Annotated in this window: 10 protein-coding genes and 1 tRNA gene; 8 read left to right on the forward strand and 3 right to left on the reverse strand. The window is 72.3% G+C overall.

Translation table 11 applies throughout. The annotated features are described in order from the left end of the window. The first annotated feature begins 85 nt into the window (after positions 1–85). Positions 86–2,182, forward strand: a complete 2,097-nt coding sequence (locus G545_RS0112055) for a glycosyltransferase (RefSeq protein WP_027070597.1) — start codon at positions 86–88, stop codon at positions 2,180–2,182. Positions 2,183–2,224: 42 nt separating this feature from the next. Here the strand turns inward: G545_RS0112055 and G545_RS0112060 are convergent, their stop codons facing one another. Then, entirely contained in the window at positions 2,225–4,387 is a 2,163-nt protein-coding gene (locus tag G545_RS0112060; RefSeq protein WP_027070598.1) for a RelA/SpoT family protein, read from the reverse strand. Between the two features lie 81 nt (positions 4,388–4,468). On the opposite strand from G545_RS0112060, the gene G545_RS0112065 reads away from it, so the two are divergent. Continuing rightward, positions 4,469–4,975 (forward strand): hypothetical protein, encoded by a 507-nt coding sequence (locus tag G545_RS0112065; RefSeq protein ID WP_036136902.1) that lies wholly within the window; start codon positions 4,469–4,471, stop codon positions 4,973–4,975. Positions 4,976–5,015: 40 nt separating this feature from the next. Here the strand turns inward: G545_RS0112065 and hrpA are convergent, their stop codons facing one another. After that, positions 5,016–9,137 (reverse strand): ATP-dependent RNA helicase HrpA, encoded by a 4,122-nt coding sequence (gene hrpA, locus G545_RS0112070; RefSeq protein WP_081677885.1) that lies wholly within the window; start codon positions 9,135–9,137, stop codon positions 5,016–5,018. Positions 9,138–9,180: 43 nt separating this feature from the next. Between hrpA and G545_RS0112075 the strand changes: the two genes are divergently transcribed. Then, positions 9,181–9,765 carry a Dps family protein gene (locus G545_RS0112075; RefSeq protein WP_027070601.1) on the forward strand — a complete coding sequence of 195 codons (585 nt, stop codon included), beginning with the start codon at positions 9,181–9,183 and terminating at the stop codon, positions 9,763–9,765. 73 nt (positions 9,766–9,838) lie between these two features. After that, the gene (recQ, locus tag G545_RS0112080) at positions 9,839–11,668 is read left to right on the forward strand and encodes a DNA helicase RecQ (protein ID WP_027070602.1); all 1,830 of its coding nucleotides are present in this window, start codon (positions 9,839–9,841) and stop codon (positions 11,666–11,668) included. 42 nt (positions 11,669–11,710) lie between these two features. On the opposite strand, the gene G545_RS0112085 is transcribed toward recQ, so the two are convergent. After that, positions 11,711–11,786 (reverse strand) — tRNA-Lys (locus G545_RS0112085). Between the two features lie 145 nt (positions 11,787–11,931). On the opposite strand from G545_RS0112085, the gene G545_RS14685 reads away from it, so the two are divergent. From G545_RS14685 to G545_RS14695, 4 genes are read left to right on the forward strand one after another with little or no spacing between them, the layout of a single operon-like run. Then, positions 11,932–12,687, forward strand: coding sequence for a cytochrome c oxidase subunit II (locus G545_RS14685; RefSeq protein WP_081677886.1), 756 nt, complete (start codon positions 11,932–11,934; stop codon positions 12,685–12,687). Continuing rightward, complete coding sequence (gene ctaD / locus G545_RS14690) at positions 12,680–15,199, forward strand: cytochrome c oxidase subunit I (protein ID WP_043711796.1); 2,520 nt, start codon at positions 12,680–12,682, stop codon at positions 15,197–15,199. Before G545_RS14685 ends, ctaD begins: the two co-directional genes overlap by 8 nt. Further along, entirely contained in the window at positions 15,196–15,576 is a 381-nt protein-coding gene (locus G545_RS0112100) for a hypothetical protein (protein WP_027070603.1), read from the forward strand. Before ctaD ends, G545_RS0112100 begins: the two co-directional genes overlap by 4 nt. Then, entirely contained in the window at positions 15,576–16,145 is a 570-nt protein-coding gene (locus G545_RS14695) for a DUF2231 domain-containing protein (RefSeq protein ID WP_081677887.1), read from the forward strand. The genes G545_RS0112100 and G545_RS14695 overlap by 1 nt, the downstream gene beginning before the upstream one ends. Positions 16,146–16,154 lie beyond the last annotated feature (9 nt).

Genomic DNA, 16,154 nt, shown 5'->3' on the forward strand with positions numbered 1-16,154 from the left:
GGACGGCCTTTCGTGGCCGGACCGGCGGCGGTTCATCCGCCCGGGCGCCTATCATTGCTGCCCCCGAACAGCGGACCGTTCCTGGATGCCGATCACCGCGGCCGACCTGCGATTCCTGATCGACCGCGCCACCGGCCTGGCCTGGCGCGGCCTGGGCAGCCTGCGCACCCGCGGGCTGCGGCCGACGCTGGAGCGCGTCGCGCGCCAGTTGCGCCCGGTGCCCACGGCGCAACGGGCCACGGCATGGATGCCCGACGAGGCCCCGTTCGCCGCGTTCACCGTGCCGGCCAGCGACGCGCCCGTGGCGAGCATCGTGATCCCGGTCTTCAACCACAGCGCGCATACCGTGCGCTGCCTGCGCTCGATCGCCGCGCACCCCCCGGCGACGCCGGTCGAGATCATCGTGGCCGACGACGGCTCCGGCGACGACACCCTTGCGCTGCTGCGCCGGGTGGAAGGCCTGCGGCTGCACCCCCGGCCGGCCAATGGCGGCTTCATCGCCGCCTGCAACGACGGTCTGGCGCTGGCCCGCGGCGAATACGTGGTCTTCCTCAACAACGACACCGTGCCCCAGCCGGGCTGGCTGGACACGCTGCTCGGCACCTTCGCTTCCGAGCCGGGGACGGGGATCGCTGGCGCGCGCCTGCTGTACCCCGACGGCCGCCTGCAGGAGGCCGGCGGGGCGATCTACCGCGATGGCTCGGCCGACAAGCTCGGCCGGCTGCGCGAGCCGGCGCACCCGGCGTTCTCATTCCTGCGCCGGGTCGACTATTGCTCCGGCGCCGCGATCGCGGTGCCGCGCGCGCTGATGCAGGAGCTGGGCGGGTTCGACCACCACTTCGCCCCGGCGTTCTACGAGGACACCGACCTGGCGATGAAGGTCCGCGCCCGCGGACTGCAGGTGCTGTGCAACCCCTTCTCGGAGGTGGTGCACGTGGAGGGCGCGACCGCCGGGACCGACACCCGCCACGGGGTCAAGGCCCACCAGGTCGTCAACCAGCAACGCTTTGCGGAGCGCTGGGCGGATGCGCTGGCCCGCCACCCCGCCCCCGGGGCGCCGGAGACCGCGCTCACCGACCGCCTGTACGGGCGGACGGTGCTGGTGGTCGATGCACTGACCCCGCGGCCCGATCGTGATTCGGGATCGCTGCGCCTGGTGAACCTGATGCGGCTGCTGCGCGACGAAGGGGCGCACGTGGTGTTCGCCGCCGCCGATCGTGGCCATGACGGCGACTACACCACGGCCCTGCAGCGGCTGGGAATCGAGGCCTGGCATGCGCCGCAGATGGCCCGCTGGCCGGCCTGGCTGCGCGAGCACGGGCCGCGCTTCGACGTGGCGCTGGTGAGCCGCCACTACGTCATGCGCGAAATGCTGCCGCTGCTGCGCCGCCATGCCCCGCGGGCGAAGCTGGTGTTCGACAGCGTCGACCTGCATTACCTGCGCGAGCGCCGCGGGGCCGAGGTGTCCGGCGATCCCGCGGCGCTGCGGGCGGCCAACCGCACCCGGGCACTGGAGCTGGACGTGATCGGCCGCAGCGATGCCACCCTGGTGGTGAGCGAGGTCGAGCGCGCGCTGCTGCGCGAGGACGCGCCGGGGGCCCGGGTCGAAGTGCTGTCCAACCTGCACGAACCCGGCGGAGAGGGCCTGCCGCTGGAGCAGCGCCGCGACGTGATGTTCGTCGGCGGCTTCCGCCACCCGCCCAACGTGGATGCAGTGGAGTGGTTCGTCGGGGAGATCTGGCCGCGGGTGCGCGCGCAGCGTCCCGGGGTGCTCTTCCACTGCATCGGCGGCGACGTGCCGGCGCGGATCGCCGCCCTGGGCGAGCAGCCCGGGGTCCGGGTCCATGGCCACGTGCCGGACCTGGCGCCGTGGCTGGAGGGGTGCCGGGTCGCCGTGGCCCCGCTGCGCTATGGCGCCGGGGTCAAGGGCAAGGTCAACCAGCCGATGGCCCACGGCCTGCCGGTGGTGGCGACGAACTGCGCGGTCGAGGGCATGCACCTGGTCCCGGGCGGGGACGTGATGCTCGCCGGCGAGGCCGACACCTTCGCCGACGCCGTGCTGCGGCTGCTCGACGAGGACGACCTGTGGCACCGGTTGTCGGCGAACGGCCGCGAGAACGTGCGCCGCCACTTCTCCCCGGACGCCGCCCGCGCCGTGGTCCGCGAACTCCTCGCCCGGTAGCGCGGGCAGGCGCCCAGCCGGGGCGGGCTCCCCCGGCACCCGTCAGGCCCGCCGCGCCTCCTCCACCCCTGCCAGCCCGGAGAACCGGCCCAGCAGCGCCGAAAGCTGACCGAAGTCGCCGACCTTCAGCCGCATCCGGATCCGCACCCGCGCCCCGTTGCGCTGCGAGTCGGTGTTGACCGCCAGCAGCTGCACGTTGGCCTGGGCGATCAGGTTGGTGATTTCCTTGAGCAGCCACTTCCGGTCGACGGCGAGCACCTCGACGTCGACCTCGTAACCGCCGCGCGCGCTGCCCCACTCCACTTCCAGCACGCGCTCGGGGTGCTTCCCGGCCAGCCGCCGCAGCGTCGCGCAGGAGGCGCGGTGCACGGTCACCCCGCGCCCGCGCGTCAGGTAGCCGGCGATGGCATCCCCCGGCACCGGCTGGCAGCAGCGGGCCATCTGCACCAGCAGGTTGTCCACCCCCTGCACGGTGAAGGCGTCCGCATGCGGCCGCGCCGGGCCGCTCGACTTCGACACCTGCACCACCGGCGCCGCGGGCTCGGGTGCGTCGCGCAAGCGCTCATGCTCCGCGAGCAGGCGGCCGATCTGGTGCGGCCCCAGGTCGCCGAGCGCGACCAGCACGTACAGCTCGCCGACGCTGTCGAGGTGGAAGCGCTCGCAGGCCGGGGCCAGGTCGGCGCCGAGCAGGCCGAGCCGGCGCAGTTCCCGGTCCAGCAGTTCCTTGCCCTCGGCCTCGTTGCGGGCCCGGTCGAGCTTGTGGAACCAGGCCCGGACCTTCTCGCGCGAGCGGCTGCTGGCCAGGAACCCGTTGGACTCCAGCAACCAGTCCCGTCGCGGCTCGCCGGTCTTCGCGGTCATGATCTCGACCCGGTCGCCGCTCTGCAGCCGGTGGTTGAGCGGCACGATGCGACCATCCACCTTGGCCCCGCGGCAGCGGTGCCCGACCTCGGTATGCACCCGGTAGGCGAAGTCCAGCGGCGTCGCCCCCGCGGGCAGGTCGATCACCTCGCCCTTCGGCGTGAGCACGTAGATGCGGTCCTCGACCAGCTCGCTGTCGAGCTCGCCGGCGAGGATCGCATCGTCGGAGCCGCCACCGGACTCCAGCAGCCTCCGCATCCACGCGACCTTGCGCTCCAGCGCGGCGTCGGTGCCGCCGCCCTCCTTGTACTTCCAGTGCGCGGCCACGCCCATCTCGGCCTGGCGGTGCATGTCCCGGGTGCGGATCTGCACTTCCAGGGTCTTTCCCTCCGGACCCACCACCGCAGTGTGCAGCGAGCGGTAGTCGTTGGGCTTGGGCCGCGCGATGTAGTCGTCGAACTCGCTCGGGATCGGCATCCAGGTGGCGTGCACCACCCCCAGCGCCGCGTAGCAGGCGGCGACGTCGTCGACCAGGATCCGCACCGCGCGCAGGTCGTAGAGCTCGCTGATGGGCGCCTGCTTGCGCTGCATCTTCCGCCAGATGCTGTAGATGTGCTTGGGCCGTCCGGCGATGTCGGCGCGGATCCCGTTGCCCGCCATCGCGCCGTCCAGGGTCTCGATGACCTCCCGGATGTAGCGCTCGCGGTCGGCCCGCTTCTCGTCCAGCAGCCGCGCGATCTGCTTGTAGGTATCCGGGTGCAGGTAGCGGAAGGCCAGGTCCTCCAGCTGCCACTTCAGCTGCCAGATGCCGAGCCGGTTCGCCAGCGGGGCGTGGATGTCGCGGGTTAGCCGGGCCAGTGCCAGCCGCCGTTCCTCCGGCAGCGCCATCGCGTGCTGCATGCGTGCCAGCTGCCGGGCCAGCAGGATCGGCACCACCCGCAGGTCGCGCACGATCGCAAGCAGCAGCCGGCGCAGGCCTTCGCTGCCGGCGCCGTGGTGGTGCTCCTCGCGCTCGGCGTGCAGCGCCCATACCGGCGACGCCGCGCGCTGCCCTTCCAGCAGCCCTGCGATGCGCGGGTGGTCGGCCTCCAGCTTCGGCCCGCCCAGCGCGTCGAGCACGCCCGGCCAGGTATGCAGCAGCGCGGCGGCGAGGGTGTCGCCGTCGGCGTCCAGCAGCGCCAGCGCTTCCAGCATAGAGCCGACGACCTCCGGCGGGTCGTGCGCGCCTTCGGCGGCCCCTCCACCGGCGACGGCCCCGCGCATCTGCTCCAACAGTCCGGCCGGGATCCGCCCGGCTTCGGCGCGGTCCAGGAGGGTGGCGGGTTCGGGGTCGGGAGCGCTCATGGCGAGCCGTGGGGCGGGTGTACCGGCGGGCGGGGGTTCGTGCCTACACTATCGCCGTCCACCGCCTGCAGGAACAGCCCGATGCGCAACCCCGTCCACCTGTCCCGCCTCCGCATGCCGGCCCTGGCACTGGCCCTTGCCGTCGCCCTGCCGGCGGCCGCGCAGGACGCCACCGCCCCGATCGAGCAGCAGATGAACGGGGAGGAATTCCGCGACGCCGGCCTGCACAAGCTCGACCCGGACGAACTGGCCGCGCTGAACCGGTGGCTGGGGAACACGGTCCGCGAGGAATCCCGGCGGGTCAGCCAGCGGACCGAGGAGCGGGTCGTGCAGGAGCGCCGCGGCTTCCTGTCCGCGGGCAGCAACGAAAAGGTCGAAGCGCGGATCCGGGGCCCCTTCGAGGGCTTCGGCGAGGGCCGCCTGTACCGCCTGGACAACGGCCAGGTCTGGCGCCAGACCGACGCCGCCACCCTGGTGGGGGCGAGCGGGAACGACCTCAAGGTGACCATCGCGCCGGGCATGTTCGGCGTCTGGTACATGCAGGTCGAGGGCTACAACACGCGGGCGAAGGTGGAGCGGGTGGAGTAAACAACCCTCGCAGCCGCCTCCCCGCCGCGATCCTTCCGACCTACTCCCGGACGCGGGACAGGCGGGCCGCGAGCTTCTTGGGGGAGACGCCGCCCCGCGCGCCCAGCTCCTGCGCGAACAGCGAGACCCGCAGTTCCTCCAGGTCCCAGCGCAGCGCCTGCCACTCCGGATCGTCGGCCTCCCCGCGCTCGCGTGCCTCGGCCAGTGCGTCGGCGAAGGGCTTGAGTTCCAGCATCCGCGCCTGGTCGCGCAGCGGATCGCGCAGTGCGCGCTCGCCACGCAGGGCGAGTGCCTTCAGGTAGCGCGGGTACTCGGCCAGGGCCGCCGCCGGGACGTCGCGCAGGAAGCCGGCGGGCACCAGTTCGGCCAGGTGCGCGCGCATGTCGTCGAGGTTGCCGCTGGCCCAGCCCATCAGGGGGGACTCCAGGTTGGCGCGGGCCTCGGCCACGGCCTCGAGGATGCGCTCGGCCTGGCCGAGGCGCTCGACCGCTTCCGGGAACAGGCGCTGGGCAATCGAGTCGCGGAGGGTGGCGAAGGCCTCGGGGTCGCGGATGCCGGCCAGTTCCTCGGCGGCCTGCTGCAACAGGGCATCGAAGGCGCCCTCGACCAGGTCCACGCGCAACTGGTCGCCCTCGCGGCGCGCGGCCTCCGGCGCGGTGGACTCGATCGCCGCGTACAGCAGCCCGGTCTTGGGCTTGACCGGCAGCTGGCGGCGCGCCTGGCGCAACCGGTCGGCCAGGGCGAGTCGCAGCAGGCGGCGCACGCCACGCGGGTGGTTGCGCCGGGCCACGGCGCGGTCGGCATGCACCTGCAGGGACACGCTGTCGCCGTCGTCGTGCAGGGCCGGCCAGGCCGGCACGCCGGCGGCGCCCGGGACGCTCTCGGGGATGGGCTCGTCCGGGAAGGCGACCAGCCCGCGCCGGCCGAGTCCCTCCGCCGCACGCGCGGCGAACGCCCGCGCCGCGCGCTCGCCGAAGCGTGCGCGCAGGTCCTCCAGGTCGCGCGACTCGGCCAGCACGCTGCGTCCGTCGCGGTCGAGGAGGCGCAGGTTGGTGCGCAGGTGCGGCTCCAGCGCCGATTCGTCGAAATCGGTCGGCGCCACCTCGGCGCCGGTCAGCCGGCGCAGGAAGCGAGCGAGCGTGCCGGTGAACGCATCGGGCTCGTCCACGCCGGGGTGCGCCTCGGTGAAGGCGTTGGCGAAGTCCGGCGCCGGCACGAAGTTGCGGCGCTGCGCCTTGGGCAGCGAGCGGATCAGCGCCGCCGCCTTGTCGGCGACGAAGCCCGGCGCCAGCCAGCCCAGCCGAACCGGGTCCAGGGCGTTGAGCAGGTGCAGCGGGACGATCACGGTCATGCCGTCGTCGTGCGCGCCCGGGTCGAACCGGTACTTCACCTCCAGCCGGGCCTGCCCCAGGGCGATGACGGGCGGGAATCGCGCGGCGTCGGTTTCGTCGCCGACCAGCAGGTCGTCGAGCGACCACTCCAGGGCCGCCTTCTCCTTCGCCGGCAGCTTGGCGTACCAGGCGTCCAGCGCCTGGGCGTTGTGCACATGCGGCGGCAGCCGGTCCAGGTACCAGCGCGCCATCCAGTCCTCGTCCACGACGATGCCGGCACGGCGCTGCTTGGCCTCCTCCTCCCGGGCCCGTTCCAGCACCTCGAGGTTGCGGGCCAGGAAAGCACTGCGGGTGTTGATCTCGCCGGTGACCAGCGCGTCGCGGGCGAAGATCGCCCGGCTCTCCTCCGGGAACAGGCCGCCGTAGTGCACCGGGCGCCTGGGCGCCAGCACCAGCCCGAACAGGCTGACCTGCTCGCTGCCCAGCACCCGCCCCTGCGAGCGCGACCAGCGCGGGTCGAACTGGCGGCGCGACAGCAGGTGGCCGAGCTCGTCGATCGCCCATTGCGGCTCGATCGAGGCGTTGGTCATCGCCCACACCTTCTCGGTGTCCAGCAGCGTCGCCGAGAGCACCCAGGGCGGCGGCTTGCGGATCAGCCAGGAGCCCGGGAACAGGCCGAAGCGGCGGCCCCGCGGGCCTTCGTACTCCGCGGGCGGGCGGCGCTCGCCGGGCTTGCGTCCCCCGGCCGGCTTGCCGGAGGGCGGAATGCGGTGGCCGAGCTGCGTGGGCAGGCCGGTGAGGATGGCGCGGTGGAGGTTGGCGTATTCGGCGGCGGAGAGGCGGACACCGGCTGCTTCATCTGCCGGGTCATGGGCCGCAGGAGCGGTTTCAGCTGCGACCTGGCCGTCGCGGCCCCTGCGGTCCATGGATCCCCGCGTGCGCGGGGATGACCCGCCGGTTTCGATGCCCCACCCCAGTTCCTGCACCAGCACCTTGAGTTGCCGATGCAGCTCGCGCCACTCGCGCATGCGCAGGAAGCCGAGGAAGTTCTTCTCGCACCACTTGCGCAGCTGCGACTGGGTCAGCTCCTCGTGGGCGTCCTGGTAGGCCTTCCACAGCTTCAGGATGCCGACGAACTCCGAGCTGTAGTCCACGAACTGCGCGTGCGCGTTGTCGGCCGCGGCACGCTGCTCCGGCGGCCGCTCGCGCGGGTCCTGGATGCCCAGGAAGGAGGCGATCGCCAGCATCTCGCGCAGGCAGGCCTTGTCGTTGGCGGCGACCAGCATCCGGCCCAGCTTCACGTCCACCGGAAGGCGTGCCATCAGCTTGCCGGTGGGGGTCATGGCGCGCTTGTCGTCGATCGCACCGAGCTCGCCGAGCTCCTGCCAGCCGTCGGCGATGGCCCGGCTGTCCGGCGGCTCCAGGAACGGGAACCGGTCGATCTCGCCCAGCCCGAGCGAGAGCATCCGCAGGATCACGCCGGCCAGCGCGGCACGGCGGATCTCCGGGTCGGTGAACTCCGGCCGCGACTCGAAGTCGGCCTCGCTGTAGAGCCGGTAGCAGGTGCCGGGCGCGATGCGCCCGCAGCGCCCGGCGCGCTGGTTGGCGCTGGCCTGGCTGACCGGCTCGATGTGCAGGCGGTCGAGCTTGCCGCGCGGGCTGTAGCGCTTGACCCGGGCCAGGCCGGGATCGACCACGTACAGGATCCGCGGCACCGTCAGCGAGGTCTCGGCGACGTTGGTGGCCAGCACGATGCGGCGCTGCGGACCGGGGTTGAACACCCGGTCCTGCTCGCGCACCGACAGCCGCGCGTACAGCGGCAGGACCTCGGTATGGCGGTACTTGCGCCGCTCCAGCGCCTGGTGGGCGTCGCGGATCTCGCGCTCGCCGGGCAGGAAGACCAGCACGTCGCCCCGCGGGTCCTCGCGGGTGATCTCGTCGCAGGCGGCGACGATGCCGTCGGTGACCGTGCGCTCGCCCTCGCGTTCGCCCTCGCCTTCCAGCGGCCGGTAGCGCACCTCGACCGGGAACCCGCGGCCCTCCACCTGCACCACCGGGGCTTCGCCGAAATGGGCGGAAAAGCGCGCCGTGTCGATGGTCGCCGAGGTCACGATCACCTTCAGGTCCCGGCGCCTGGCCAGCAGCTGCTTGAGGTAACCCAGCAGGAAGTCGATGTTGAGGCTGCGCTCGTGGGCCTCGTCGATCAGGATCGTGTCGTAGCGCGACAGCCAGCGGTCGGAGGCGATCTCCGCCAGCAGGATGCCGTCGGTCATGAACTTGATCGCGGTGTCCTCGCCGACGTTGTCGGTGAAGCGCACCTGGTAGCCGACCGCGCCGCCCATCGGCACCTGCAGCTCCTCGGCGACCCGGCGGGCGACGGCGCGCGCGGCGATCCGCCGCGGCTGGGTGCAGCCGATCATCCCCGCCGCGCCGCGGCCGGCGGCCAGGCACAGCTTCGGGATCTGGGTGGTCTTGCCCGAGCCGGTCTCGCCGGCGATCACCACGACCTGGTGGTCGCGGATCAGTTCGACGATGCGGTCGGCCTCGGCGGCGATCGGCAGGCCGGTGTCGACCGGTGCGCTGGGCAGCCGGGCGGCGCGGGCCTCGCGGCGCGCCGCCGACTCGGCCACGGCCTGTTCGAAACGGCCGCGGCGGTCGTCGTCTTCCGGCGACTCGCGCCAGCGCGACCACAGGCCCATCAGCCGGCCGCGGTCGCGGCTCAGCGCGGTGTCGATCGCCTCGCGCCCGCGCGCCAGCAGCGGCGGCACCGGGCCACCCTTGCGGCCGCGGCGTCGTGACGGGGAATTGTCATGGCGGGGGGTAGGTTTCATTGCTGGCAATTGTCGCCGCTGACGACCCAGGAGTACTCACGACATGGCAACCGCGAAGAAGACCCGCAGCACCGTGAAGGCCACCAAGGCCACGAAGGGAGGAGGCGTGCGAACCCGCCCGGCCGCCTCGCCGGGGAACGATTCGCGCGCCCCGCAGCTCGATATCGGGATCGAGGACGGGGACCGCAAGGAGATCTCGACCGGCCTGTCGGCGTTCCTCGCCGACGCCTACACGCTGTACCTGAAGACCCACAACTTCCACTGGAACGTGACCGGGCCGATGTTCAACGCCCTGCACGCAATGTTCGAGGAGCAGTACACCGAGCAGTGGGAGGCGCTGGACGACATCGCCGAGCGCATCCGTGCCCTGGGCTACAACGCCCCCGGCTCCTACCAGGAGTTCATCGCCCTGACCTCGATCGAGGAGGAGACCGGGCTGGACCGTGCGCCGGAGTGGAAGGAAATGGTCGCCCAGCTGGTCGCTGGCAACGAGGCGGTGTGCCGGACCGCGCGCCGGGTGCTGCGTACCGCCGACGACGCCGGCGACGACCCGACCGTGGACATGCTGACCCAGCGCCTGCAGACCCACGAGAAGTACGCCTGGATGCTGCGTTCGCTGTTGCAGTAACCGCTGTTTTCCCAGGCCGGCGGGGGCGCTTTTCCCACCGCCCCCGGCCGGCCCGGCTGGTACCCTGTGCGGCATGCAACAGGCTGCGCTGGAACTGCTCCGCACCACCTTCGGCCACGAGGGATTCCGTGGCGAGCAGGCGGAGATCGTCGACTGCGTGGCCGGGGGCAACGACGCCCTCGTGCTCATGCCCACCGGCGGCGGCAAGTCCCTGTGCTACCAGCTCCCCGCGCTGCTGCGCGGCGGCTGCGCCATCGTCGTCTCGCCCCTCATCGCGCTGATGCAGGACCAGGTCGAGGGCCTGCGCCAGCTGGGCGTGAAGGCGGCTTTCCTGAACTCCACCCTGGACGCGGCCGGGGTCGCCGCCGTTGAGCGTGACTTCCTCGGCGGCGACCTGGACCTGCTCTACGTCGCGCCGGAGCGCCTGCTCACGCCCCGGTTCCTGTCGCTGCTGGACCGCGCCCACGCCGGCCCGGGCATCGCCCTGTTCGCAATTGACGAGGCCCACTGCGTGTCCCAGTGGGGCCACGATTTCCGTCCCGAGTACCGCCAGCTGACGGTGCTGCACGAGCGCTGGCCGGGCGTGCCGCGCATCGCGCTGACCGCCACGGCCGACGCGCCCACCCGCGAGGAGATCGCCGAGCGCCTTGGCCTGCAGGACGCGCGGCGCTTCACCAGCTCCTTCGATCGGCCCAACATCCGCTACACCGTCGTGCAGAAGGACGGCGGTGGTACCCGCGCGCTGCTCGACTTCCTGGCCCGCCACCGCGGCCAGAGCGGGATCGTCTATGCCTTCTCCCGCCGCCGGGTCGAGTCGGTCGCCGAGCAACTGCAGCAGGCCGGCATCGACGCCCTGCCCTACCACGCCGGCATGGAGGCGCAGGTACGCGCCGAGCACCAGCGCCGGTTCCTGCAGGGCGACGGCGTGGTGGTGGTGGCGACGATCGCCTTCGGCATGGGCATCGACAAGCCGGACGTGCGCTTCGTCGCCCACGTAGACCTGCCCAAGTCGATCGAGGGCTACTACCAGGAAACCGGCCGCGCCGGCCGCGACGGCATGCCCGCCGAGGCGTGGCTCAGCTACGGGCTGGGCGACGTGGTCAACCTGCGGATGCTGATCAACCAGGGCGAGGCCGGTGACGAGCGCAAGCGGCTGGAGCTGCGCAAGCTCGATGCCCTGCTCGGCTTCTGCGAGTCCACCGGCTGCCGGCGCCAGGCCCTGCTCGGCTGGTTCGGCGAGGAGCACGCCGGCGCCTGTGGCAACTGCGACAACTGCCTGCACCCGCCCGAGTGCTGGGACGGCACCGAGGCCGCGCGCATGGCCCTGAGCTGCGTGTACCGGACCGGCCAGCGCTTCGGCGCCGGGCACGTGATCGACGTGCTGCGCGGCACCCCCACCGACAAGGTGGCACAGCACGGCCACCAGTCCCTGAGCACCTGGGGCATCGGCGCCGAGCTCCCGGTCCGCCAGTGGAGCAGCGTGTTCCGCCAGCTGGTCGCGCTGGGGCTGCTGGAAGCCGACCACGAACGCCACGGCGCCCTGCGCCTGACCCAGGCCGCCGGCCCGGTCCTGCGCGGCGAGCGCGAGCTGACCTTCCGCAAGGACGCCGCACGTCCCCCGCGCGCCACCCGCCAGCGCGCGTCCGTGGACGCCTCGCTCGAGGACCTGTCGCTGGAGGAACGCCAGCGCTTCGAGGCCCTGCGCCGCTGGCGCGCCGAAACCGCACGCGAGCAGAACGTGCCGGCCTACGTGATCTTCCACGACGCCACCCTGCGCTCGATCGCCGAGGCGGCGCCGGACGACCTGGACGCGCTCGCGCAGGTGCCGGGGATCGGGACGGTCAAGCTGGAACGCTACGGCGAGGACGTGCTGCAGCAGTTGCTGGACTGCGAGGCGGCGTAGCGGGGAGTGCCTGGATTCCGGCGTGCGCGGGAATGGCGGGAGTGGTGGGCCGTGATGGATTCGAACCATCGACCAGCGGATTAAAAGTCCGATGCTCTACCGACTGAGCTAACGGCCCACGGGACCGGCAATTGTGCCACGGCACCGGCGGATGCGCGTCCTTTCACCGGGCTTTTCCCGAACCCGTGGCTGAATGGCCGCCATCCGTCCCAGTGGAGCATGGCTTGTCAGGACCGGCCCCGAGGTCGCGCCCGCGGTCGCACATGACCGCCTCCCTGTGCGTCGCAGCCGCCGTGGTGCTGGCCGGCAGCGGCTGCAGCGGCGTGCAGTCGATGCTCGATCCCGCCGGTCCCGCGGCCGAGGGGATCGCGCGCACCTGGTGGATCATGGCCGGCGGGGCGATGGTCATCCTCACCCTGGTCATGGTGCTGCTGTGGCGCGCCATGGTCCGCGACCCGGACGCGCCCCCGTTCCGCAGCGGCATCCTGATGATCGCCTTGGGCGGCCTGGCCTTTCCGGTGGCGGTGCTTGCCGCCCTGCTGGTGCACGGCACGGCCACCGGGTGGCGGGTGATGGCCATGGACCGGCCGGCGGACCATGCGATCGGGGTGCACGCACGGCAATGGTTCTGGACCTTCCGCTACCTGGGGGAAGACGGCGAGCCGCTGGCCACCACCCGGGACGTGCTGGTCATGCCCCAGGGACGCGACGTGGAGTTCCGCATCACCGCCGGGGACGTGATCCACAGCTTCTGGGTCCCGCGCCTGGGCGGGAAGATGGACGCGATCCCGGGCCGCACCAACCTGCTGCGCCTGCGCGCCGACCAGGCCGTGCCGATCCGCGGCCAGTGCGCGGAGTTCTGCGGCCGCGACCACGCCCACATGGCCTTCGAGGTGGTGGTGGTGCCCCCGGCGGAATACGAGGCGTGGGTCGCGGCGGGCGGTGGCCCGCTGCCGGACCGCCACCCGGACGCACGGCGTGCGCAAACGGATACACGGGGGGACTCCACCGATGACTGATCCCGCCCCGCACTCCCCCGCCGACCAGGTGCGGCTGGCCCGCCTGCACGAGGTCTGGTCCAACCCGCCCGGGCTCACCGGCACCCTGACCGGCGTGTTCCACAGCTCAGTGGGCATGCGCTACGTCTATACCGGTTTGGCCTTCATGCTGGTGGGCGGGCTGCTGTCGATGTTCATCCGGCTGCAGCTGGCCTGGCCGGGCAACGAGGTGCTGGACCCGGACCGCTACAACCAGTTCGTGACCATGCACGGCACCACGATGATGTTCCTGTTCGCGGTGCCGATCATGGAAGGCTTCGCGATCTACCTGCTGCCCAAGATGCTGGGCACGCGCGACCTGCCGTTCCCGCGCATGGGCGCGTTCGGGTACTGGTGCTACCTGTTCGGCGGGCTGTTCCTGTACTCCAGCTTCCTGTTCGGCGAGGTGCCGGACTCGGGCTGGTTCATGTACACCCCGCTGACCAGCAGCACCTACTCGCCGGGCATGGGTCCCGACTTCTGGCTGATCGGCGTGACCTTCGCCGAGATCGCGGCGGTGACCGCGGCCGTCGAGCTGATCGTCTCGATCCTGGTCACGCGTGCGCCGGGCATGGGCATCCACCGGATGCCGCTGTACGCGTGGTACATCCTGATCACCGCCTTCATGATCGCGTTCGGGTTCCCGCCGCTGATCCTGGCCTCGATCCTGCTGGAGATCGAGCGCGCCTTCGGCTTCGCCTTCTTCGAGGTGGCCCGCGGCGGCGACCCGCTGCTGTGGCAGCACCTGTTCTGGCTGTTCGGCCACCCCGAGGTCTACATCATCTTCCTGCCGGCCGCGGGGGTGGTGACCACCCTGGTCGCGACCGTCGCCCAGCGGCCGATCGTGGGCTACCACTGGATCGTGCTGGCGATCATCGCCATGGGCTTCCTCAGCTTCGGGCTGTGGGTGCACCACATGTTCACCGTGGGCATCCCGCTGCTGTCGCTGAGCTTCTTCAGCGCGGCCAGCATGGCGGTGGCGATCCCGACCGGCATCCAGATCTTCGCCTGGCTGGCGACGCTGTGGTCCGGGCGACCACGCATGAGCGTGCCGATGCTGTACCTGGCCGGCTTCTTCTTCATCTTCGTGCTGGGCGGGCTGACCGGGGTGATGGTGGCGCTGGTCCCCTTCGACTGGCAGGTGCACGACACCCACTTCATCGTCGCCCACATGCACTACGTGCTGATCGGCGGGATGATGTTCCCGATGTTCGCCGGGCTGTATTACTGGCTGCCGCTGGTGAGCGGGCGGATGCCGTCGGAGACGCTGGGACGGGCCGGGTTCTGGCTGCTGTTCCTGGGCTTCAACCTGGTCTTCCTGCCGATGCACCTGACGGGCATGGCCGGGCTGCCGCGGCGGGTCTACACGTACGTGCCGGAACTGGGCGTGTCCTGGCTCAACCTGCTGTCCACCGCCGCCGGCTTCGCGCTGGCGGTGGGCGTGGTGGCGGTGCTCGTCGACCTGGCGCTGTGCTTCCGCCACGGCCGGCGCGCGCCGGCTAACCCGTGGAACGCAGGCTCCCTGGAGTGGGCGCTGGCGCTGCCCCCGCAGCCGTACAACTTCGCCTCGATCCCGCGCGTGGGCAGTGGGTACCCGCTGTGGGATCGCCCTGCAACGGCCGCCGAAGCCGCCTCGCCGCGCGGCCTGCTGGCCGATGCAAGCCATGGCCAGCGCGAGCTGATCGGCAGCGGCATCCTGAGCGCACGGCCCGAGCAGGTGGTGCGGGTCGCCACCAACAGCTGGGCGCCGATCCTGGCGGCGCTGTCGATCGCGGTGATCCTCGCCTTCTTCATCGCCAAGGTGTACGTCGGCGCGGTGCTCGGACTGCTGCCGCTGCTGGCGGTCCTGACATGGTGGTTGTGGACGACCGGAGACCGCCATGCCCCGGCCCGGATCGAGGCCGAGCCGGGGCTGTGGCTGCCGGTACAGGCCGCCGCGCCCAACGCGCCGGGCTGGTGGGCCACCGTGGTGTCGCTGCTGATCGACGGGTCGCTGTTCGCCTCGCTGGTGTTCGCGTACTTCTACCTGTGGCTCAACGCCCCGGCGTGGCCGGCGCCGCCCGCGGAGGTCGGCCCGCTCGGGGTACCGGTGCTGGCCGCCTTGCTGCTGGTCGCCGCCGCCGTGGCCGGTGGCCGGGCGCTGAAGCGGAGCGATGCCGGGCAGCCGCGCGGGCTGCGCCTGTGGCTGGTGCTCGCCACCGCGGCGGGACTGGGCTTCGTCGCGCTGCAGGCGTGGGTGCTGGGCGACGTCGCCGGGGACCCGCGCGGGCACGCCTACTCCTCGGTGGTGTGGACGCTGGCCGGATTCCACTGGGTCCACGTGGCGGTCGCGGCGCTGGTCTCGGCCTTCGTGTGGGCGCGCTCGGCCGCAGGGCTGGTGGACGCGGAGAAGCGGCTGGAGCCGCGCATTGCCGCGGCCCTGTGGCGGTATGTCGCGGCGCAGGGGCTGGTCGCCTGGGCGGTGATCCACGTGTTCCCGAGGCTGTCGGCATGAGCGGCCGGCGTCCCTGGACCCTGAGCCTGGTGGCCGCGCCCATGGTGATCTGGGCGCTGCACCTGCTGGTGGTCTACAGCCTGGAGGGGCTGGCCTGCGCGCGCGGCTGGCCGCTGGGGCGGTTCGCCGGCATGTCCTGGTTCAACTGGCTGCTGGTGGGCGTGACCATACCTGCGCTCGTGGCGGTCGCCTGGATGATGTGGCGCGGCTGGCGCGATGCGCGCGATCCGGCCGGACCGGCCGGATCCTCCATGGCGCGGCGCCAGCGCCTGCTCGCCTGGGTCGCGATGGCACTGGCCGCGGTGTCGGTGGTGGCGATCGTGTTCGCCACCGTGCCGGTCTTCATGCTCCCGCCCTGCACCCCGGAGGCCCTGTGATGCGCCCGCCCTGGAGCAGGGGTCGCGCCAGCGACCCGCAGTACGCCCGCAAGGTCCCGAGCGTGATGGCGGTGATGCACCACCCGATCCATCCGATGGTGGTGGTGTTCCCGATCGCCTTTCTGATGGCGGTGCCGGCGACGGACCTTGCGTGGCTGTTCACCGGCGACGGGTTCTGGGCCCGGCTCTCGCTGTGGCTGACCGGGGGCGGGCTGGTGATGGGACTGCTGGCGGCAGTGTTCGGGATCGGCGACCTGCTGCTGTTGCCGGAGGTGCGGCGCAAGCCGGCCGCGTGGGGCCACTTCATCGCCGCGGTGATGGTGCTTGCCCTCGCCGGCGTGGGCCTGTGGCTGCGCCTGCCGGATCCCGGGGCGGCGGTCTGGCCCTGGGGCCTGGCCCACGGACTGGTGACGGCGGGCGTGCTTGCCGTCGCCGGCTGGCTGGGCGGCACGCTCAGCTTCCACCACGGAGTCGGCGTATACGGACACCGGCCGCATGGCTCGGACGACGCGGCCAGCCCGGGCGGCGCCGAGGAGAACGCCGGGCCGTCGAGTATCGGGCGCGAATAAAGCCTCAGC

This window comes from Lysobacter defluvii IMMIB APB-9 = DSM 18482, assembly GCF_000423325.1.
GTDB classification, from domain to species: domain Bacteria; phylum Pseudomonadota; class Gammaproteobacteria; order Xanthomonadales; family Xanthomonadaceae; genus Novilysobacter; species Novilysobacter defluvii.

Bases quoted from the DNA above. Each gene is read 5' to 3' on its own strand.
- G545_RS0112055 (WP_027070597.1), top strand. From the start codon at position 86: ATGCCGATCACCGCGGCCGACCTGCGATTCCTGATCGACCGCGCCACC.
- G545_RS0112100 (WP_027070603.1), top strand. From the start codon at position 15,196: ATGAGCGGCCGGCGTCCCTGGACCCTGAGCCTGGTGGCCGCGCCCATG.
- G545_RS0112065 (WP_036136902.1), top strand. From the start codon at position 4,469: ATGCGCAACCCCGTCCACCTGTCCCGCCTCCGCATGCCGGCCCTGGCA.
- hrpA (WP_081677885.1), bottom strand. From the start codon at position 9,137: ATGAAACCTACCCCCCGCCATGACAATTCCCCGTCACGACGCCGCGGC.
- G545_RS0112060 (WP_027070598.1), bottom strand. From the start codon at position 4,387: ATGAGCGCTCCCGACCCCGAACCCGCCACCCTCCTGGACCGCGCCGAA.
- ctaD (WP_043711796.1), top strand. From the start codon at position 12,680: ATGACTGATCCCGCCCCGCACTCCCCCGCCGACCAGGTGCGGCTGGCC.
- G545_RS14695 (WP_081677887.1), top strand. From the start codon at position 15,576: ATGCGCCCGCCCTGGAGCAGGGGTCGCGCCAGCGACCCGCAGTACGCC.
- G545_RS0112075 (WP_027070601.1), top strand. From the start codon at position 9,181: ATGGCAACCGCGAAGAAGACCCGCAGCACCGTGAAGGCCACCAAGGCC.
- G545_RS14685 (WP_081677886.1), top strand. From the start codon at position 11,932: ATGACCGCCTCCCTGTGCGTCGCAGCCGCCGTGGTGCTGGCCGGCAGC.
- recQ (WP_027070602.1), top strand. From the start codon at position 9,839: ATGCAACAGGCTGCGCTGGAACTGCTCCGCACCACCTTCGGCCACGAG.